17 protein-coding genes and 1 pseudogene are annotated in these 21,282 nt (G+C 45.1%); 12 read left to right on the top strand and 6 right to left on the bottom strand.

Features of this window, described 5'->3' with window-relative positions:
• The first annotated feature begins 375 nt into the window (after nt 1-375).
• Together QUA74_RS10435 and QUA74_RS10430 are read left to right on the top strand one after the other, a co-directional pair.
• Entirely contained in the window at nt 376-942 is a 567-nt protein-coding gene (locus QUA74_RS10435) for a DUF3611 family protein (RefSeq protein WP_333327765.1), read from the top strand.
• Between the two features lie 437 nt (nt 943-1,379).
• Entirely contained in the window at nt 1,380-3,011 is a 1,632-nt protein-coding gene (locus tag QUA74_RS10430) for an alpha-amylase family protein (protein WP_333327763.1), read from the top strand.
• A 23-nt stretch (nt 3,012-3,034) separates the two neighbouring features.
• On the opposite strand, the gene QUA74_RS10425 is transcribed toward QUA74_RS10430, so the two are convergent.
• Nucleotides 3,035-4,000: an S-layer homology domain-containing protein gene (locus tag QUA74_RS10425; protein ID WP_333327760.1), complete on the bottom strand. Its 966-nt coding sequence runs from the start codon at nt 3,998-4,000 to the stop codon at nt 3,035-3,037.
• A gap of 646 nt (nt 4,001-4,646) precedes the next feature.
• On the opposite strand from QUA74_RS10425, the gene QUA74_RS10420 reads away from it, so the two are divergent.
• From QUA74_RS10420 to QUA74_RS10395, 6 genes are all read left to right on the top strand, one after another.
• The gene (locus QUA74_RS10420; RefSeq protein WP_333327757.1) at nt 4,647-5,258 is read left to right on the top strand and encodes a hypothetical protein; all 612 of its coding nucleotides are present in this window, start codon (nt 4,647-4,649) and stop codon (nt 5,256-5,258) included.
• A gap of 155 nt (nt 5,259-5,413) precedes the next feature.
• Complete coding sequence (locus tag QUA74_RS10415) at nt 5,414-5,965, top strand: SH3 domain-containing protein (RefSeq protein WP_333327755.1); 552 nt, start codon at nt 5,414-5,416, stop codon at nt 5,963-5,965.
• 14 nt (nt 5,966-5,979) lie between these two features.
• Nucleotides 5,980-7,101: a hypothetical protein gene (locus QUA74_RS10410; RefSeq protein WP_333327752.1), complete on the top strand. Its 1,122-nt coding sequence runs from the start codon at nt 5,980-5,982 to the stop codon at nt 7,099-7,101.
• A 134-nt stretch (nt 7,102-7,235) separates the two neighbouring features.
• Nucleotides 7,236-8,222 carry a mechanosensitive ion channel family protein gene (locus QUA74_RS10405; RefSeq protein WP_333327749.1) on the top strand — a complete coding sequence of 329 codons (987 nt, stop codon included), beginning with the start codon at nt 7,236-7,238 and terminating at the stop codon, nt 8,220-8,222.
• 20 nt (nt 8,223-8,242) lie between these two features.
• Nucleotides 8,243-9,562 (top strand): DUF2254 family protein, encoded by a 1,320-nt coding sequence (locus tag QUA74_RS10400; RefSeq protein WP_333327746.1) that lies wholly within the window; start codon nt 8,243-8,245, stop codon nt 9,560-9,562.
• Nucleotides 9,563-9,585: 23 nt separating this feature from the next.
• Complete coding sequence (locus tag QUA74_RS10395; protein ID WP_333327743.1) at nt 9,586-10,338, top strand: hypothetical protein; 753 nt, start codon at nt 9,586-9,588, stop codon at nt 10,336-10,338.
• 176 nt (nt 10,339-10,514) lie between these two features.
• Here QUA74_RS10395 and QUA74_RS10390 read toward each other — a convergent pair whose 3' ends face one another.
• Nucleotides 10,515-10,670, bottom strand: coding sequence for a hypothetical protein (locus tag QUA74_RS10390; RefSeq protein ID WP_333327740.1), 156 nt, complete (start codon nt 10,668-10,670; stop codon nt 10,515-10,517).
• A 20-nt stretch (nt 10,671-10,690) separates the two neighbouring features.
• Nucleotides 10,691-10,949, bottom strand: a pseudogene (locus QUA74_RS10385) (IS701 family transposase); the annotation flags it as partial.
• Nucleotides 10,950-11,078: 129 nt separating this feature from the next.
• On the opposite strand from QUA74_RS10385, the gene QUA74_RS10380 reads away from it, so the two are divergent.
• A complete protein-coding gene (locus QUA74_RS10380) occupies nt 11,079-13,496 on the top strand; it encodes a bifunctional serine/threonine-protein kinase/ABC transporter substrate-binding protein (protein ID WP_333327737.1) in 2,418 nt (805 codons plus the stop codon).
• Between the two features lie 411 nt (nt 13,497-13,907).
• Entirely contained in the window at nt 13,908-14,627 is a 720-nt protein-coding gene (locus QUA74_RS10375; RefSeq protein WP_333327734.1) for a PHP domain-containing protein, read from the top strand.
• Nucleotides 14,628-14,976: 349 nt separating this feature from the next.
• Here the strand turns inward: QUA74_RS10375 and QUA74_RS10370 are convergent, their stop codons facing one another.
• Together QUA74_RS10370 and QUA74_RS10365 are read right to left on the bottom strand one after the other, a co-directional pair.
• On the bottom strand, nt 14,977-16,143 hold the full coding sequence (locus QUA74_RS10370; protein ID WP_333327731.1) for a CO2 hydration protein: 1,167 nt from the start codon (nt 16,141-16,143) through the stop codon (nt 14,977-14,979).
• A gap of 281 nt (nt 16,144-16,424) precedes the next feature.
• Nucleotides 16,425-17,939, bottom strand: coding sequence for an NADH-quinone oxidoreductase subunit M (locus QUA74_RS10365; RefSeq protein ID WP_333327729.1), 1,515 nt, complete (start codon nt 17,937-17,939; stop codon nt 16,425-16,427).
• Between the two features lie 128 nt (nt 17,940-18,067).
• Here QUA74_RS10365 and QUA74_RS10360 point away from each other — a divergent pair, with 128 nt between their 5' ends.
• Complete coding sequence (locus QUA74_RS10360) at nt 18,068-18,679, top strand: Uma2 family endonuclease (RefSeq protein WP_333327726.1); 612 nt, start codon at nt 18,068-18,070, stop codon at nt 18,677-18,679.
• A gap of 134 nt (nt 18,680-18,813) precedes the next feature.
• Here the strand turns inward: QUA74_RS10360 and QUA74_RS10355 are convergent, their stop codons facing one another.
• On the bottom strand, nt 18,814-20,688 hold the full coding sequence (locus QUA74_RS10355) for an NAD(P)H-quinone oxidoreductase subunit F (RefSeq protein ID WP_333327723.1): 1,875 nt from the start codon (nt 20,686-20,688) through the stop codon (nt 18,814-18,816).
• Here QUA74_RS10355 and QUA74_RS10350 point away from each other — a divergent pair.
• Nucleotides 20,680-20,805, top strand: coding sequence for a hypothetical protein (locus QUA74_RS10350; RefSeq protein ID WP_333327720.1), 126 nt, complete (start codon nt 20,680-20,682; stop codon nt 20,803-20,805). The genes QUA74_RS10355 and QUA74_RS10350 overlap by 9 nt on opposite strands.
• Nucleotides 20,806-21,282 lie beyond the last annotated feature (477 nt).

Below are 21,282 nucleotides of genomic sequence, written 5' to 3'. Positions count from 1 at the left end.
GTTGGGCTAGTTAGATTAAATAGAGATAGAAGCAAGATTTTGAAATGGTGAACAGAAACAAGAGACGTTTTGCCTAATTCGATTTTTGAGACTCTAAATTCCCATTGTCGCAAGAAGTTGATTGTTCAGAACGGGAGGATTTTAGGAAAATCAAATCAACCACAACGACAGTTGCTGTGTTGAGTTCAACCTTTTATTTACCGGAAATTGCCTGATTCGGTTCCCACACATCAGGCATCCTGCTTGCCCTTAACTGACTTTTCAGGAAAACTCTAATAGCTAACCACAAGGCGATCGCTTGCGACAGGAAGACAAGCAGAACCTATTTCTTACCTAGTTTATTTTGATGCTCAATTCAGCAATAAGGTGTATATAATGAATCAACCAGAATCCTTGCCGCAACCGCTGACCCAAAGCGAATTCGTCGCAACTTTTCGCTTGTTTAGTAGATTTAGCTTCTGGATACAGTTATTCTTGGGTGCTGTTTCCGGCATTGTTTTATTATTTGCTATGTTGGGTCGCAACATGAGCGACCAAACCAATAATGCAGGTATTGGTTTCGGGGTATTTTTAGCGGTTGTTGGTCTTTTATTGCTGTGCTTTAGAATATTTTGGGATTTTCGCTATAGGCTGTTAGGCAGACTTTTGCACGCCGAAAATTCCCAGGTATATCCCAGCAAAGAACATATTACTCACACCTTACGGATTGGATTAGTTTCTAGTTTGGTGGGGGTATTAATCGCCTTTGTTGCTTCTGAAGAAACAGTTGCTTTAGTCCTCGCAAAAACTCTTAGTCAGCCCCAAGCGATGACAGCTTATTCGCCAGAAAATGTGATTCGTTCCCTAGATATTTTTGTGACGATGGCAAACGTCAATCTGATTGGCGCTCACTTTTTTGGAGCTGTTACTTCTCTTGGATTACTCAATTGGGTAGAAGAGTAATTGGCAGCATTGGCGATCGCTAAAGGGAAACACAGCTCCTATGTCGTCAGGACTGACAAAGGCTGACCGATTTAACTAATGTTTATGCTGCTGCACTGTCTTGGCGAAAGAGAGCGAAGGCAGTGCAGCTACAAGCTAAACAACTCGGCTATTTGGATGAACATCGAATCGGAAATTGGTAGCGATCGCTCCTGCTAATGGTAGTCAGCCGGATCGACCGTTTTTTAATTGAAAAAACGTAATTTATTTATTATCTTGATAGATATTTCATCTACCTTTATATTGAGAGATGTATTTTTAATTGGGACAAACAGGACTTAGGCTCCTATTCCGAAAAATGAGCTATACCAGTGGCATTCAGCTTCCTAAATAGCCCTGTGACCTGATTTCTGAACACAGCCAAGTTACACAGTTTCTCTATGAGGAAATTTACTGCAATGAAAGACCTCTGGTATAAAAACGCAATTGTCTACTCCCTTGATGTTGAAACATTCATGGACTCTGACGGCGATGGTGTCGGCGACTTTCAGGGACTGATCAACCGCCTAGACTATTTATCCGCGTTAGGAATTACTTGTTTGTGGTTGCTGCCGTTTTATCCTTCCCCTAACCGGGACAATGGTTATGACGTGATGGATTACTACAACATTGATCCGAGACTGGGAACCCTGGGAGATTTTGTCGAGTTCATGCACCAAGCAAGGGAACGAGGAATTCGCGTGCTGATCGATCTGGTAGTAAATCATACGTCCAATCAGCATCCTTGGTTTGTTGCATCCAAAAGCGATAAAAACTCCAAGTATCGCAATTACTACGTGTGGTCAGAAAATCCACCCCAAACTGATCCAGAGTTGCTGGTGTTTCCCGATGCCGAGGACAGTATTTGGGAGTACGACGAACAAGCAAACGCTTACTATTTGCATCACTTTTATAAAGAACAGCCAGATTTGAATATTGGCAATCCGGCGGTACGAGAAGAAATCTGCAAAATTATGGGTTTCTGGCTAGAACTGGGCGTGTCTGGATTTCGCATTGATGCTGTTCCCTTTTTAATTAAAGGAATTGGCATCGAAGGTGCGGATCCCGAAAAGCTGCGAGGTTTCTTGGAAGAAATGAGAGAGTTTGTGTCATCGCGTCAGGGTGATGCAGTGTTGCTGGCCGAAGCAAATGTCGATCGCGAGCAAATTTCTATCTACTTTGCTAAGGGCGACAGAATGCACATCCTGTTCAACTTTTTGCTGAACCAGCATCTGTTTTTGGCCCTGGCGCGTCAAGAATCCACCGCATTGCGCGAGGGACTAAAAACCTTACCGGATATTCCTGATATTTGTCAGTGGCTTAATTTTGTGCGCCATCATGATGAACTGACGCTAGACCGCATTACTTCATCGGAACGAGAGGAAATTTTTGCAGCGTTTGCCCCTGATGAAACGATGCAAATTTTCGGGCGCGGGATTCGTCGTCGCTTACCACCGATGATGGGAGGCGATCGTCGCCGGGTTGAACTGGTCTACAGTTTGCTTTTCACCCTGCCTGGTACACCCATGCTGCGCTATGGCGAAGAAATTGGCATGGGGGATGACCTTTCGCTGGAAGGTCGAGACAGCGTTCGCACGGTGATGCAATGGTCAGATGCAGCGAATGGTGGCTTCTCGACGGCTGCAAGTGATGCCCTGGCCCGACCTGCGATCGCCAACGGAGAATACGGTTACAAACAAGTCAATGTCGTCGCAGCGCAGCGCGATCCTGCCTCATTAATTAACTGGATGGAACGTGCAATCAGCATCCGCAAGCAATGTCCTGAGTTGGGTAGGGGCAAGTGGCACATTCTCGAAACCGACTCTCCCTCGGTGTTAGCCCACTGCTGCGACTGGCAAGGCAGGACGGTGATTGCTGTCCACAATCTAGCCGACAAACCTTGTACCGCTACGCTCAAATCTAACGAATACAGCCATCTGTGCGATTTATTTGGCGATCGGCTGTATGAATCTCTCGATGCCGACTCGCCCTCTATTCCCTTAGAAGCCTACGGCTATCGCTGGTTTCGAGTCAATCGAATCCAGGGATAAAAAAGTTAATGTTGATGCGAGAACTAGCGACGTGGGCTCGTAGGAATGTACTTAGCACTATCCTTGTCTGGAAGCGGTTCTATCTGACCTTGATTGACCAATGCTTGATGAATTAGGGCAGTAGCACTACCCCGACTGAGCAACTCATTCGGATTAAGAACTCTGGGATCTGGATAGTTGACCACTATCTTTGCCTTTGTCGCTGCTGCCACTGGCTCAACCGCATATTTAGGAAGTTTCTCGGCATCTTTATAGTACGAATTGAGAAAATCTAATGCCGAATTTTTAGCAGGCGCAGTTGCAGCTTTTGTCGTTGTTGGTGGAACAGCCTTAGCCGGTTTAGATGCGGGCGCCACCGCAGGCTGCAGCTTTGCCACTACAGGTAATAACGGCTGCATCAAAACAGTCGCTGCGAGGGGAAATGCCAAACGGTTCCTAGCAATTCGACGTTTATTTACTGGAGTTTGCGTTGCTGGAGTTGCAGCAGCTCGATCGGTTTTGACAACAGGGGGATTGTAATCCATATTTAAACCCCTCATTAACACTACTAATGCTTGTGCCTTAGTCAAGGGCTGCTTCGGACGAAACTCATTTCCGGGAAAATCATTCATAAATCCCGCTTCATAAGCTTCTTGAATCGGAGTTTCTGCCCAGTAGTTTTTAGGCACATCCTTAAAGTAACTTCCACTCGGTATCTTTCTAATGCTGGCTCGATTAAAAGCTTGGCGGATCATCGCCGAAAATTCATCCCGATCCACCGCCTGGTTTGGTCTAAAAGTTCCGTTTACATATCCGGTAACAATGTCTTTTTCAGCTAAGGACTGAATAAACGGACGCGCCCAGTAATTCTGCGGTACATCAGGAAATTTTGATTTAGCTTGTTGAGCAGCAACTTGCTGGGAACTTAGCACAAAACCAGTGCCACTGACACTAACGGCTAAAGCTAAAAAGGCTACGCTGATTGACGGTAAAGGCCTGCGATTAGACATGATAAATCTCCTCCTGATTTTTACATTTTTAACGAGACTATTTGGCTGAGTTAAAGCGGATTACGTTTTTTTATATCCGATTCCCATTCTGTTTTTATATCTAACTATTGGCGACGTACTGTGTCTGTTGCCTCAACCGTATCTTGCTCGACGTTGTTTCCTGTAGTATCTACATCCAGCTTTGCACCTACTTTAGATAGATATCAGTTCTAATACTTCCTTCTTATGAAGGATTCAGCAAATTGAAAATCACCAAGATGGCAATATTTGTTGAGATTTTTCTGTCTTTAGGTAGATGAATTTAGCGCTCCCGTACTGAACATGATAAATTTATCTAATCATTCGTAGGTTGGGTTGAGCCAACCTACAACCTTTAGGCCAAAAGCTCTCACAAGGATTTCTCAGGTTTTATTATCACCTCAACTACGCGAGAGCGTACAAAAATAAGGACATATCTAACTAGCTGCTGGAGTTTTTTCTGAATGAGATTTCGATTTATGAGCGAAATTACTACTTTTGATCGTTAAAATCATCAAATAAGAAAATATTATGCCCCTCGGTAGATATTCTAGTAATACTTATTAAGTAAAATTAAACTACAAGCAACGGAAAACAAGTAACAACGTAACGCAGGAGTTAATCTTTTATGACTAATCCAGATCGATCGGGCAGTGAACTCACTGATCCTACAATCGTCAATCCGCTGGTGGATTACCACGACCAAGTGAGGTGGGGGCCAATTTTGGCAGGAATTGCGATCGCTCTGGGTACTCAACTAATTTTAAGCGCTTTGGCAATGGCGATCGGATTAAGCGCCGGTGCAACAGGGGCGGATGCAGGTTCCGTTGGTTTTGGGGTCGTAATTTGGTCGATTATCAGTTTGCTGATTTCCCTATTTTTAGGCGGTTGGGTGATGGCTCAAAGCTGCGGCCCAATGACTAAGAAAACAGCACTTTTGAATGCAGCAATTCTTTGGGGAGCTACATTAACACTTAGTTCTTGGTTATTAGCAAGCGGGATATCGGGTGCTGTTGGCGCTGCCGCTGCTAATGCTGGAGAAATTGCCAATCAAGTACAACAACAGGGCGGCGTTAATATACCGAATCAAGCGCCGAATGTAGATTCAAATCAAGTTCGCGATATAGCTGGTAATACAGCTAAAGCTGCTTGGTCATTTCTAGTTGGCTCTTTGCTGGGTTTGGCAGCGGCAATGAGTGGTGGTGCTGTTGGTGCTCGCAAACCTCGCGTTTATGCTTGATTAGCGATGATAAAACCAGAAAATTCAACAAGCACAGCAGCGAGTCGAATGATTTTATACCACTGTGATGATGATTCATCCTTTCTTGGAGAAGATGAACGAGCTAAAAACCTTTTCTAAGGTTTTGGCATAGAGATTTAAAAGGAGATAAAGCGATGCAAGAGCAGAGGATTTGGCAAAAATATACAAGGTTAACAAGTTCGATCTTGTTAACGGCAACGGTTTTAGTTGCTCCCTCGTTCGCCGCTGATACAAATAAAACACAGATTCAAGGTGAATCTTTACTAGCGCAAGTACCGGATAGCTGTCGCCAGGTTATTGCGAGGAATGGTCTTAATGTTCGGCGACAACCAACGGCTAACAGCGAAGCGATTGGCATCATAAATTCCGCGCGAAATGTGACGATTCAAAGTCTGGGTGAGAATGGCTGGATACCAATTACAGCCCCCATACAAGGTTACGTATATGGTGGTTTTCTCGGAGCGTGTGAAGTCGCAACTCCCCCGCCTCCTACTAACTGCCGCCAAGTTGCAACCCAAACCGGAATTAATGTGCATCAAGCGCCTTCCACTGATGGGGAAAGCGTTGGAGTCGTCGCGAATGGACGAAGAGTGACGATTGAAAGTGTAGGAACGGATGGTTGGGTGCCGATTACAGTGCCTCTGAGAGGCTACGTCCAAGCAGAAAACCTGGCGTATTGTAGTTAATTGAAAAAACAGTGATGGATCACCAATCAAGCCCAAAAAAAGAAACTAATTCACAGCAAAAACCTGGTTTGTTAAATTTCATTGCCGAGACAACAGAATCTGCACTGAATACAGGCAAAGCGGTTGTTGACACAGCATTTAATCTGGGGGAAGCTGCTGCTAAACAAACTTATCGATTGATTGGACAAGCGACGCAAGGAACCGGAGATGCGGTAACTTATGTTGGCAATCTTCCCTTTGTTAAACAAGTGGCAGGGGTACTCAGGCTTGATTGGTTAGTTGGGGTCAGCGATCGCATCGACTTAGCCAAAGCCGAAGCTCAAGTCAAGGAACTCCAACAAAAGTATCCCAATGAAGATCCCAGCGAAATTGCCCATCGCATTATGGTAGAAAAAGCGATCCACGCCGGTGGTGTGGGATTTGCTAGCAGCATTTTACCTGGTGTCGCGGCTGCACTGCTGGCGATCGATTTAGCCGCGACTACTGCAATTCAAACCGAAATGGTTTATGAAATTGCCGCCGCTTATGGGATGGATTTGCAACAGCCAGCCCGAAAAGGCGAGGTTTTGGCAATTTTTGGGTTAGCACTAGGCGGTAGCAACGCAATGAGAGCTGGTTTGGGCTTTTTACGCAACGTACCGCTGGCTGGCGCGATGATTGGTGCGAGTACGAATGCTACGATGCTGTACGCGCTGGGATATGCGGCGCGCCAGTTTTACGAAGCCAAACTGAGGGAAGATACTGAAGAACCTGGAACCGAAACGCTGCAAGCGATTCAGCAACAAAGCGAGAAATATCTCGATGTTGCGATCGCGCAGCAAGCGGGCATGGATCAAATTATGGTTCACATGATTTTGGCTAGTTATCCCAACAAAAACTGGGAAGATATTCTGCCAGAATTGAAGGCATTGCAATTAAATGCCGATTCTCTCAAAAGGATTGCTGCTAACATCAAGTCCCCTCAACCATTGGGTGCATTGTTAGAGCAACTTAACCCGGACTTTGCAGTACCGCTATTAGCTCAATGCCGTCGCATTGCCGAAAGTAGCGGAGAGGTTTCCGAAGCAGAACAGAGGGTGCTGGATGCGATCGCAGAAAAACTCAACGGTCAAGATGTGGCTTCGATATCCACTTGAAAAAAATTGTTGGTGTGTTAGCTTTCTGCGTAACGCACTATCCCCAATATTTACAGTAATCTACAGCCTTAAGATAGAGTTTGACAGGGCGAATTTTAACACTATCAATAACGACTGATGCAAGAGGAAGTTGTATGACAGCAGAAATATCCGGAGTCTGGGACAAGATTGAGAGCATGATCAATGGCTTCATTGTCCTGCTGCCTAATATGATACTAGCGTTAGTTGTTTTCGGAATCTTTTTCTTTGTTGGGAGGTCAATTAAGAGAGCGGTCAGGCGGCTTACCCGCAACCACCGCCAATCCCGGAATTTGGGACTGGTGTTGGGAAGGTTAGCGCAGGGTATTACTGTTCTGGTTGGTCTGTTTATTGCCTTGTCGATTATAATTCCCACATTTAAAGCAGGCGATTTGGTGCAACTGCTGGGAATTAGCGGGGTAGCGATTGGTTTTGCCTTTCGCGATATCTTACAAAACTTCCTAGCTGGTATCCTAATTCTTTTGACGGAACCGTTCCAAATCGATGACCAGATTGTGTTTAAAAACTTTGAGGGAACCGTAGAAAATATTGAAACTCGCGCTACAACAATCCGAACCTATGATGGTCGCCGGATTGTAGTTCCCAATGCGGAATTGTTCATTAATTCTGTTACTGTGAATACCGCCTTTGATAAACGCCGGATGGAATACGACGTTGGTATCGGCTACGGCGATGATATTCACCGAGCCAAGCAGTTAATGATGGAAGCCATGCAGAGTGTGGATGAGGTTTTGAATGACCCTTCTCCTGACGTGCTGCTGATGGAACTTGCAGGAAGTAGCGTCAATATCCGCGCTCGATGGTGGATTGCTCCGCCACGACGAATGGACGATCTGCGATCGCGGGACAAGGTACTTTCTGCGATTAAGGAAAAGCTGACTGCCAATGGCATCGACTTGCCCTTTCCTACGCAGCAAATTTTGTTTCACGACCAAACCGAAGAGACGGATGGCGATCGCAAACGTCAACGGGAAGGATGGCCCGCTGGTAATGGCGAAGTTCCCAAACCCCGCAGCATCAGCGGTTCTCTGCGACAACTAATTGAACAGCGATCGCAACAAGACGGCAACGGCAACCGATAATCTTCACCCCACCCCAACTCATGAAAAATGTCAAGTTAAGCAAACTTTGGGACTCGCTGCACTCTAGCTACTGGTTTATCCCAACGTTGATGGCGGTGGCGTCGATGATTTTAGCGATCGCAATGCTGACACTTGACCGCACGGGTAATACACCAAACTGGAGGTGGATTTACACGGGTGGAGCCGATGGTGCGCGATCGGTTCTTTCATCGGTTGCCAGTTCAATGGTCAGCGTTGTTGCTACAGCTTTTTCCATTACTATTGTGGCGCTTCAGTTGGCGAGTTCAAATTTTGGTCCCCGATTGCTGCGTAATTTTATGCAGGATACGGGCAATCAAATCGTGCTTGGCACTTTCATTGGCACGTTTATTTACTGTTTACTCGTACTGCGAACCATTCATGGAGAAGGAGAAGGATACAGTCTCTTTGTACCCCAACTCTCGGTTACAGTTGGTACCGGATTGGCAATTGCCAGTATCGGCGTACTGATTTACTTTATCCATCACGCATCAACCATTATTCAAGCGTCCCATGTAATTACTCAGGTTAGTGGGGATTTAGACAAAGCTCTAGAGCGTCTGTTTCCCCAAAAAATTGGAGAAGGTAAGGCGAACAACTCGCGACAGATGGTAGAAATTCCTGCAAATTTTGACTCGGAAGCAAGTTCAATCAAAGCGACTGGCGAGGGTTATTTACAAGCAATCGATGACGACGAATTAATGAAAATTTCCCGTCATTACAATCTGCTTGTACGTCTTACAACTCGACCGGGAAAGTTTATCGTCAATGGCAGCGATTTAGCGAGGGTTTTCCCGGAAAAACAGGTGAATCAAAGCTTGAACCAACAGATTAACGATGCTTTTATTCTGGGCAAAGAACGGACTGAATATCAAGATGTAGAATTTCCAATCGATCAATTAGTTGAAATTGCCTTGCGTGCGATTTCTCCTGCTGTCAACGATCCGTTTACTGCGATTCGGTGTATCGATCGACTCAGCGCCGGATTATCCCGCCTCGCTCAAAGGGATTTTCCCTCGCCGTATCGCTACGACGATGAACAGAATTTGCGCGTCATTGTTGAAGGAGTGACGTTTGAAGGGTTAGTCGATGCTGCCTTTAACCAACTTCGCCAGTACAGTAAATCAGATGTGGCGGTAACAATTCGCTTATTGGAAGCTATAGCTTGCATCGCCACTTACACCCACAATTCCAAACAACGAGAAGCTTTACGCCGTCACGCGGAGATGATTTTAAATAGTAGCCGCGAACAAATCTCTCAGGAGCAAGACAAGAAAGATGTGCAAGAGCGGTATCGCCAAGTCATTAAAGCTTTAGGATAGGATTAATTTGGTTGAGCAGAATTATGGTAATAACAGCAGCTTTACGATCGGCTCCTAATACTTTAGCTTTAACCGCGTTGAGTGCCATTGGTTTAGCGCTGACCCATTTATTTTCCGGCAAGTTGCGGTTTGCTCTTATTCCTCGCAGTGGCTGGCTTTCAGCAGCAAGTGGGGTTTCGGTAGCTTATGTTTTTGTGCATATTTTACCGGAATTAAATCTGCACCAAGCGGTATTAGAGCAAGTAGAAGCAGGAGTTATTTCCTATCTAGAACACCACGTTTATTTAATAGCTTTGTTAGGATTGACTGTATTTTACGGCCTGGAGCAAATGGCAAATTTATCTCGTCAGCGTGGCGAAGAGGATGTGACCAGTCTTGGTGTTTTTTGGTTGCACATTGCCTCTTTTTCAATTTACAACGCTCTGATTGGCTATCTGCTGGTGCATCGGGAACAACCGGGCATTACCAATCTGCTGTTGTTTTCTTGTGCAATGGCACTGCACTTTGCAGTGAACGACTCTGGTTTGCGGGAACACCACAAGCATATTTATGACCGCATCGGGCGCTGGATACTAGCAGCAGCTATTATTGTGGGGTGGGTGTTGGGTAGCGCTACGGAAATTGGAAAAACTGCGATCGCAGTTTTATTTGCTTTTTTAGCCGGAGGAATTGTTCTCAACGTCCTCAAAGAAGAATTGCCCGAAGAACGAGAAAGTCGGTTTTGGGCATTTGCTCTTGGTGCTGGAATTTACACCGCTCTTTTATTGGCTTTGTAGAGGAATCATATCGATTCCGGTTGCACCGGAATGATTGTTGACTGTTGACTCTTGACTGTTGACGGTGAGTCAAAAGAATGAAAATTACGTGAATTATTGGTTGGCAGGTTGATTCGACGTTACGCCCGACGATGAAGCGCGGATTTGATATCAATTCCGGCTGCGCCGTAATGATATCAAATAAAGCCAAAACGTTCGAGTTTAAAATCATTAGAAGGAGCCAATCGTTCTTTCAGACGCCGCTTAAAATTACCGGGATAATTTTTCCTAGCACTGCTACCAACTGCGGCGGTATTAACAGTCTTAACTTTAAAATGTAAAGCTCTGCTCATAGTTTAAATGCTTAAAAGCTTACATCTAATGACAGACTTTTTACTCCCTCATATAAATGTGTAGTTACTAAGACTACCCAGTTATCAGTTTGGGCGATTTCACGCCATATATTGTCTGCCAACTCTTGCAGTTAAAGAGCCACTTTTTCGCCCTTACCTGAGTTATCTATGATGAGGGTGAACCCCGTTTTTTGGGATTTGTGGGTAAAAACATCGTCTCTCGCGACGACACCATTTATCCAAGCATGGGGGCATGGCGGTGGGAGCTGTTTCCTTTATGAGAGTTTTTCGACGTGGAAGCGCCAACTACACTACAATGGATTTTACCATAAAAGGGACTAATTTTTGGTTTAAGTCCTTATAATCAACATTAAAAGCCGCAGCCTGTCAAGAGGTGTTGGAAAATTTATGTGTGTCAACTTAGGGCATATCCTGCATGAAAGGTACGAAATTCTCGCTTTGTTGGGAGAGGGAGGGTTTGCTAGAACCTACACGGCTGTACAAATAAACCAACCTAATAATCCTCTGTGCGTTGTTAAGGAAATTCCTTTTCCCCCATCGAACGATCCGCGCGTCTTGGAGAGGGCAAGGAACCGATTTGAAAGGGAGGCTAGCGCTTTGCGCCGTCTCGGCAACAACTCGCGCATTCCCGAATTATTCGATAGCTTTGAAGAAAACGATTATTTTTACTTAGTGCAAGAATACGTTAAAGGACATCGGCTTAGTCAAGAACTCACTGCGGGTGATCGGTGGAATGAGAAAAAAACCGTTGCTTTTTTGCGGGAAGTTCTGGAAATATTAAAGTCCGTCCACCAAGAAAATATTATTCACCGCGATATTACACCTTCTAACTTAATTCGGCGCAAAACAGATAAAAAAATTGTTTTAATTGATTTTGGGGCGGTCAAAGAAATAGGCACTTTTACCTCTAACTCTACTGGTGAAATATTCAGCTCGCAGGCGATCGGCACCAGGGGTTATATGCCTGCTGAACAACACGATACACGGTCTCTCCCGCAACCCTACAATGATATTTATGCAGTAGGAATCATCGCGATTCAAGCCCTCACCGGGCGGCGTCCCACCTATCTGCCGCAAGACCCCGAAACTGGTGAAATTGTCTGGGATTATTTAATATCTGAACCTGTTAGCGACAAGCTCAAAAATATTTTAACCAAGATGGTGCGTTTCCACTTTCAAGACCGCTACCAATCTGTGCATGAAGTTTTACAAGACTTAGATTTGTCGATCGTCGCACGGCCCGAGTTACGCAAAACTTCGCGGAAGTTGCGATCGCGGTTTCGCTGGCTGCTGTTCGGCTTTGCGGGAATTGCGGCTTTTGGGGCGATCGTACTTTTAATCCCCAGAATTTCCCCGCTAATCCCCAGAATTTCCCCGCAACCAATGCTGGCTACACCCTCCGCAGATGGTGTAAGTTCCGGCGAAAAACTCCTAGTGCAAACCTCCGCCCTGTGGTCAAAACAAAGAGGAATCAATGAGTTTGGCGACTCAAATTATCCCGAAGCTTTAAAATTGCTCAAACAGTCCTGGCGGGAAGACCGCAGAGATCCAGAAACTTTAATTTACATCAACAATGCCCTGCTGAAGGCAATAAATGCAGAATATTACACGATCGCAATTGTTGTTCCCATCCGCAGAAATCTGGACGGCAGCATCCTCAACGCAAATTTAGCCGAAGAACTGCTGCGCGGCATTGCTCAAGCACAAACAGAAGTTAATTTAGGTCTCATCCAACCCAATGACAGCAGCAATAAAGATTTTCCCGGTCAAGGATTTCTCCAACCAAAAGCTATTAGAAAAAAAGGTCTCAAAGTCATCATTGCTGATGACGGAAATCTCAAACCCTACGCCGTTCAGAGGGCTAATTCACTGGTCGCCCAGCCCGATATTTTAGCAGTCATCGGACACTACACCAGCGACATGACTGTGGAAACAGTCGATATTTACAATCAAAATCAACTAATCGCCATTTCTCCGGGAAGCACCACAGAAGAACTGACGCGAAAACCTCGAAAATTTTTCTTTAGGACGGCTCCGACAACTAGCATAGAAGCTGAATCTTTGGCAAATCAACTGCTCTTGGTTGGTGAGAAAAAAGTCGCAGTATTTTACAATCCCAACAGTCCATTCAGCGCTTCTTTGTGGGAAGAATTCAAAAAGCAATTTGAAGCAAAAGGAGGCTCGACTTTTAGAATAAGTAATTATTACGACTTATCTAAAAATAATTTTAACGCCGAAGCAGCCATCCAAAAAGTTGAGACAGCCGGAAAAACAGCATTACTTCTCATTCCCGACGGTCAAGTCACTAATTCCCTGGAAAATGCGATCGAAATGATTAAAGCTAACGGCGATCGCAATTGGATTGTCGGGCCCTGGACTCTGTACGAGCCGAGAACGCTAGAAGTAGCAAAACAGCTAAAGTCTATTGAAAAACTGGGAATATCCCTGTTTTGGCATCCGCTAGCAAGCTTTGACAAAAAATTTCCTGTCAACGCGGAAAAATTGTGGGGAGGCCCGGTGAATACTCGATCGGCCTTAACCTACGACGCCGCCCGGACGCTGATTAAAGCCCTAGAAATGCAGCCGGAACCCAGCCGTGAAGGAATGCAAAAAACCTTAGCAGATCCAAACTTTAAAGCCGAAGGAGCCACGGGTATAATTGAGTTTGACTTGAAGACTGGAAATCGGAAAAACCCTCCTAAACGAGTAGCGCATATTGTACCCTGTTCTACAGCAATATATGGCGTTACCTTTGTGCCGAACGAATTTCCCACAGCCGCAGATGCAGGTTTAAAGTGTGATTGAATTGATATCTTGTGGCATTTTCCACAAACCTTTTAAGGGGGGGGCAGGATGCCCAACCCCTACTTCCCACAAGAAAATTTACTCTTTGTGGAACAGGCCGGAAAGCCTGTTGTTAAGAATGATGCCATAAGTGCGCGTAAATTGATATCTTGTGGGATTCTCAATAAACCTGTAGAGGCGAGTTTTACCAACTATAAATGGCCTAAAATCAATAATCTCATAAACCCGCCCCCACCGGACGATAAAATCCTGGATAGAGAATTGTGCTAGATGTGCGAGTGAATTGATATCTTGTGCCGAACGCAACAATCCGCCAGATGTTTCAATCCTACAGCCGACTATTGCCACAGGTGCAACATATCAATTTATTAGATATATTAAACAAAGCTAGTTTTTTCTATAATAACGTTTATGGCTGTCAATTTCGCTACCTCCCCCGCTTCTAGTCTCAAACCAGAAGCCCAGAATATCTCAGCACTCAAACAAGTCTTTCAGACAATTGAGGCCGATAGCTGTCCGGGTTCCTATAATTTTCATATGCACACAGTCTACTCCGACGGGCGATTGCAGCCAGAGAAATTGATGGAACAAGCCATAGCCGGAGGTCTCAAAGGCTTAGCTATCACCGACCACCACAGCACCCAAGGCTACGTTAAAGCTCAAATTTGGCTGGATAATTGGAAATTAAACCATCCCGACCAAAATAGCGAAGCACCTAGTCTCTGGACAGGCGCTGAAATTAATGCCGAATTGCTCAACAACGAGGTACACATTCTCGGTTACGCCTTCGATCCGCAACATCCCAGTCTCAAACCCTACCTACGAGGTAAAAGTACAGAAGGCACTTATTGTTATTCCGCAGCCAGGGTAATTGAAGCTATTCATGAAGCAGGAGGTTTAGCAGTTCTCGCACATCCTTGCAGGTATCGATTGACTGCAGATAAACTAATCCCAGAAGCAGCCAGTTTCGGCATCGACGGTGTAGAAACCTACTATGCTTACGCTAATCCCAATCCTTGGAAACCCAGTCCCATACAGACTGCTTTAGTCAAAGATTTAGCAGAAACTTATGGTTTGCTGGGAACTTGTGGCACGGACTCTCACGGTCTGAGTCTTCTAGTCCGAATCTAGATAGTTCGGAAATAAGAAGTGCTTTATCCTGTCATTACCAGTCTAAGCGTTAGCGGATATATCTCTTATGAAAGCAATCACAATGACCCGAAAACAAACAGTTTATCATGTCATATTATGTCCGCTAAAATGACTACTATAAAATTGTTTGGTAGTGAGGACTTCAGTCCTCATAAAAGTTTGAGGACTGAAGTTTTCACTACTTGCCTTATAAGGGCTATTTGACAAGACGTGATATCATTTCGATAGCCCGGATGAGCTTTCGCCCTCCAAAAGAAAGCAATTGCTTTCTTCAGGTAATATGGTTGCAACTCCTAGAGACATTGCGCCCTCAAAACCAGTCGCCCTTCTACCGTTCTGGGAACAACTGACAAGCCCGGTTAGTTGGCTGATTGGCCCAATCCAAGCGAGAATTCCCAAATCTATCCATCCAACCTTCCAAATAAGCTCGATTAGCCTTTTTTTCCTCTGGATCGGAGGTCTTCATTGAATGAGGTGCTAGACCCAAAATAGTCGCCGTCGTCACGCAAAACATCGACTTTTGAAAACTTTGACAAATTTGCACCCGCACATCGTCTTCACCGCGACAGCTAGTGCGATAAACTTCGTGCAAATACTCCGGCAAATAATGCCGCATATCTTGCATCAATTGAGTTGGCGGAATCCCTGCACCTCCAATAGGTAAAGGATCAGCAAACAAAGCCCCGTAGGCAAAATCTTTTTGTTTTTCCGGGATTTGATGAGCTTGAGCGTTGTAGGAAACTGTGCCAAAAAAAGCTGTACCCCGAAAGAAAATTGACTCTACATAAGGCACTGCTACATCTGGTAAAAATGTCAAGTTAGCGGCCGCCGGAATGATATCGTAGACTTGACCGTGAATCTTGACGCTGTAGGTAATTGGTAGACTGGCAGCGCTAACCAAACCTGCTAAGACAAAATCAACTACGTCAGCGATCGACTTAATTTTACCGGCTTCGTAGCGATCGGACAAATCAATAAACAAATCGCTCATTACCCGCCAAAACTGACCGAGACCCGTGTAGTAAGCCAGCATCCGCACTTGTTCCGGCAAAAAATCAGGAAATGCTTTATGGAGTCCCTGCATGAAAAAATTGCCTTTCAGCTTAGCCGCGATCGCCTTTTCGGCCAAACTGCTAAATTCCGGGGAATCCAAATAACTGTCCAAACCCCCGCCGCCGTGCCAAAGCATTGTTCTCATGCAATATTCCGCATACTCAAAATTTATGCGATCGTGCCACAAATAGCGCATTAACTTCGGCCGAGTGACTTCCCCATTGAAATATTTAAAAAACGGAAAAAGCACTAAAAACTGTTCTTCGGCAATATAATTGAGATTGCGAGAATAGGCATCTAGAACAATAGCATAACTTTTAAGAACGCCGACAACTTCAACTACATTTTCCGTAGATTCAGGCAGTAAAGCTTTGCCTGATTCCAAGAGGTCAATGTATGCGGCTAGGGGATGGGCAGACGGTTTTAATACGGTACTTTTCATCGGGATTTAGCCTGAATTTAAAACTATTTTTTTACTGTTTATAACTCTGCTATTATATCATTTTTGGTAATGTTTGCTACATAAAAACACAAACCTTTACTTTTTAGTGATATAAAAATACCTACCCTCCAGGAGGCACTCTATCTCGAAGAAAGCGGGATTTTTACGGTTTATGTAGGCGGCGTTTGTTTGTAGTGAGTATGGCCATCCTCACAATTGTAGGATGACTTGTATTCTCACTACAAACGAATTGGATTGGGGTCGATCGACCGGACATCCTATCAATCTAAGTTGTGAGCAATCACTTTAACTTGCGGTGGCACATTAGCTACCATTCCGATCGCAGTTTTCTCGCTCAAAGCAACTAAAACTCCCGGCTGCACTCCCATGATTGCAATAATTATTGCTAAAACCAGCGAAGGAATGCGATCGCGCCAGCGGACTTGCGGCAAATTTACCACCAAATCCGAAAGGCGGCCGAAAAAGGCGCGGTTGACCATAATTAAAAAGTAAACTGAAGTTAAACCAGTGCCGATCATGCAGAGCAAAGTTTGCACGGGAAACACTGGCAAACTGCCCCGAAACATCAAAAATTCAGCAATAAATCCAGCCAAACCAGGAACGCCGGCACTAGCCATCACGCCGAGGATCATTAAACTGCCAATCATCGGCAAACCGCGATCGGGATTGAACAAACCTTTAAGCACATCGATGTTGCGAGTGCCGGATTTTTTGTAAACAATGCCGACGGTTAAGAATAGTAGCGCCGAAATTAAGCCGTGGCTAACCATTTGTAAAACAGTTCCCAGCATACTAATCGGAGTAGCTGCGGCGCTAGCTAACAAAATGTAGCCCATGTGAGCGATCGAACTGTAAGCTACAATTTTTTTCATATCTTTTTGGGCGATCGCGCAACTAGCCCCGTAAAGCACGCTTACCACAGCCCAACTCGCCAACCAAGGTGCCGCCACAGCCCACGCATCTGGAAACAAACCCAAACCAAAGCGCAGCATCCCGTAAGTTCCCAGCTTCAAAAGCACCCCCGCCAGCAGCACCGAAACCGGCGTCGAAGCTTCTACGTGAGCATCCGGCAGCCAAGTATGAAAAGGCACTAAAGGCATCTTAATTCCAAAAGCCAGCAACACCCCTGCCAGCAAAACAATTTGCCTTACCAAAGGTAATGGCAATCCTCCTTGCAAATGCGATGCGCCCGCTGGACCAACCATATCGAAACTAGAAGCACCGCTAAGCCAACCAGTCCCCAAGAAAGCAGCCAGCAGCACAATTCCCGAAAATGCAGTATAGATTAAAAACTTAGTAGCAGCATAACCCCGGCGCTCGCCTCCCCAAATCGCAATTAACAGGTAAAGCGGAATCAATTCTACCTCAAAAAACAGGAAAAATAGCAGCAAATTTTGAGATAAAAAAGCCCCTGTTACGCCGCCAGTAATTAACAGAATCAAAGAATAATAAAGTCGAGGTCTGCGGATCGACTCATCCGTAGCGTAAATAGCTACCGCTGTCAGCAGAGTATTTAAAATTACCAAAGGCAGAGACAAACCATCAACGCCGAGATTGTAATTCAATCCCAAAGCATCTATCCAAGGAATAAATTCCGCAAACTGCAACTGACTGGTACTGGCATCAAACTGAACTGCCAAAATCACCGAGAGAATAAAAGTTATACCCGCAATGGCGATCGCGACATTCCGAACTATTTTAGAACTCACTGAACCGGGCCAGAACCCAATCAGGGCAGCAGCCAACATTGGTATCCAGATTAAAGCACTGAGCATCAATTAAAACTTTCCTTTGTTACACAGTATTTAGAGCTATATTTAACATTAACGCAAAGCAACTACATATAAAAGCGATCGGCTGATTTTCTTGTTAACATAGATTCCAATGTCTCTGGAATCCTCCTATGACCTCAAGTCTTACAGATCGAGAAGATTTGCAAATTAAATCCGGTTCTCCTTCCACCCGCCTCACCGTTGCCGACTTGGAAGAACTGCAAGCTATACTCTCGGAAGCAAATCTCGACTACCAACTCGAACTGGTAGACGGGAAGATTATCCTTATGGGCCCATCAGACATTGTATCGAGCGAAATTGGACTTGAGTTTGGCAGACTTTTGGGGAACTGGGTCAAACCTCGCAAACTCGGACGAGTTTTTGAGTCCAGGGGCGGGTTTATCCTTCCCAATTCCGATATCAGAGCACCCGATGTTTCGTTTGTGGTAGTCGCTCGCCTCAAACAAAGTAAAAGGTATTTTGCCGAACTCGTTCCCGACTTAGTTGTAGAAATCAAATCTCAGTCCGATCGCCTCAAACCCCTGCGAGAAAAAATTTTATCATTTATCGAACTCGGAGCCAAAGTAGGAATATTAATCGACCCAGACAAGCGCACAATAACAATTTACACTCCGACAGCCGAGCCAGTTGTATTGAGAGACGGCGACATGATTTCAATTCCCGAACTTTTGCCCGGTTGGGAAGTTGCGGTGACCGAATTGTGGCCGATCGATTTTGAGTAAAACTAGATAAAAAAGGAGACAAACCCCGACTAAAATCATCTGCGTTCATCCGCCCTCATCTGCGGTTTAAGATTAAATAACATCAGACAAAAAGCAGACAAACCCCGAAAAATTCATCTGCCAACCTCTACAGTTTAAAACTGCCAAATAATCAACGCCAGCAACACAGCAACCCCCGCCACAATAGTCAACACATAAAACTGCGACTGACCGGTGCCGCTGTACTTCAACCCTTCGCCGCTGAAAATTGTGGCAAAACCAAACAAATTCACCGCCCCGTCCACCACATACTTATCAGTCCAAGCGCTGATTTTAGAAATCGAAGCCACAGCCCAAACAACAGTCAAGCGGTAAACTCGATCGATATAAAAATCGTAAGCAAACAAATCCTGCAACGCAGGTACCGGCAGCCGTACCGGTCGAGGTAAAGCCCCGTACCAATAAATCGCCACCCCAACCGCAACGCCAATCAACCCAGATAACATTAACAGCGGAATATGCAGAGTCTTCAACAGCAAATTTAAAGTATCAAAATCCCCCGTTTCCGCCCAAGGCCCAGTCCAACTAATTAAAAGTTGCCACTCCTGCAACATCCAAGGTACCAACAGCCCCATTACGGTCAAAATTACCATCGGCAAAGCCATTTGCCAACCGACTTCTGGAGCTCTGCGAGTTTTCGGCTGCGCTTTTCCAGCAAACACTAAACCGAATATGCGAGTTAAATTTAGCGCCGTCAAACCATTAACCAAAAGCAACACAATTACCAGCCACAAAGGCAGAGTCCAAAAACCGTTGAGCCAGCGCCGCATCGCCCAAAAGTTGCCTAGAGGCAACAGCGCCACCATCCCCGCAGCGCCTACTAAATAAGCCGTAGTCGTGGCAGGCATCTTCGACCACAACCCACCCATTTCTGTTAAATCTTGAGTGTTAGTTGTGGCAATAACTGACCCTACGCTCATGAATAATAGGCCCTTGGCGATCGAGTGTGCGAACAGCAACAGCAAAGCAATGTCAACTTGATTTAGCCCCACGGCGATAAACACCAAACCCATAGAAGCGCTGGTAGAATGCGATAGTGCTCTTTTGATGTCGATTTGGGCGATCGCCACCAAGGAAGCGCCAACAGCAGTCACTGCACCCAACACCACCAGCACCGCATCAGTCACGGGCGACAGCGCTAAAACAGGCTGAAGTTTAATTAAAACATAAGCCCCAGCGCCCACAACTACCGTATTCCTCATAATCGAAGCCGGGTTGGGCCCTTCCATCGCCTCGTCGAGCCACAAATGGAAGGGAAATTGAGCGCACTTGGCCGTAGGTGCGGAGATTAAAGCCAAACCTAAAAGAGTCGCCACTAGGGGAGACAAAGTTGCAGTTTCCGCCCATGTTTCCAAATCGGAAAAATTCAAACTTCCTGCTAAAGTTGAAAGCGTCACTACTCCCATCAGCAGTGGCACGTCTCCTACACGCTTGGTTAAAAACGCATCTCTAGCGGCTGTTACTACCAGCGGTTGAGCGTACCAAAACCCGACTAGCAAGTAAGTTGAAAGCGTCAGCACTTCCAACAAAGCGTAAGTTAGAAGCAGCGAGTCGCTAATGGCAATGCCGCTAATTGCTGCTTCAAAAAAACCCATCAGCCCAAAAAATCGAGCTAGCGCCCAGTCTTTTTCCATGTAGCCAAGAGCGTAAATTTGTGCTAGCAAACTCAGAACACTAACTAACTCCATTGCTCCGACGCTGACGGTGGAGATTTCTATTGCAAAAGACAAATCTAAATCTGCTGCTTGCACCCAGTGCACTAGCAACTGTTGGGGTGGTTGATCCCAAGTCGCTGTAAAAATAACTGACCCGTGTATGAAAGCCACCACCGTCATCAGCAAATTGAAGTAAGCTGCAGGTCTCGGGCCTGTTCTGCGAACGGTTCCCGTAGACCACGGCAAAGTTAAAATTGCGCCTATCAAGCCATATAAAGGTACCCACCAACAGGCTTGGAGGAGAAATTGAGTCATTTAATTTATCCCTTAAACTTGAAATTACTGGCTGCCTTTATACAAAAACAGTCGCGGGCGATCGCACGAGGCCCTAAAACTTTGACTAAAGCCGATCGTATAGTTGTGGCAAAATAATTTGCACTCCAGATTAACTATACATTAAAGCATCAAAACTGATAATTATCTCAACACAAAATTACTGGCTGAGCAGAAGAGGCACTCAAAGAAAAAAATCCCTGCCGAGGGGTCAAGACTGCCTTTTTTGCCGATTTCCCTGCGATCCCCCTTTTGAAATCCCCAATTTTCCAGGCAGTGATCAGCTCCGGCTTCACATACCGAACTCTACTTTATGAGTATTCTTACTTACTTTAATCCCCCCTCGCTCTCGGTATCTACCCCTCTAAATATTAAGATTATTAAATAAATATTAAATTATTTTAAGTAACATAAAAAATTTTAATTTTTGTTATTAAACATTATGATGTTAGTTTATATTGTCAAGGTGGACAGATTCCCCTATTCTTATAGGATAGGAAGCTTTACACTGCATTACTAAAAAATGTGGGCCTCCCCGTCCAAATTTTTAGATTTCTCAAAGATTTGTAACGGTAA

It is taken from the genome of Microcoleus sp. LAD1_D3 (genome assembly GCF_036702135.1).
Taxonomy (GTDB): Bacteria; Cyanobacteriota; Cyanobacteriia; order Cyanobacteriales; family Microcoleaceae; genus Microcoleus.
This window is presented reverse-complemented; position numbering and strand designations above follow the sequence as displayed.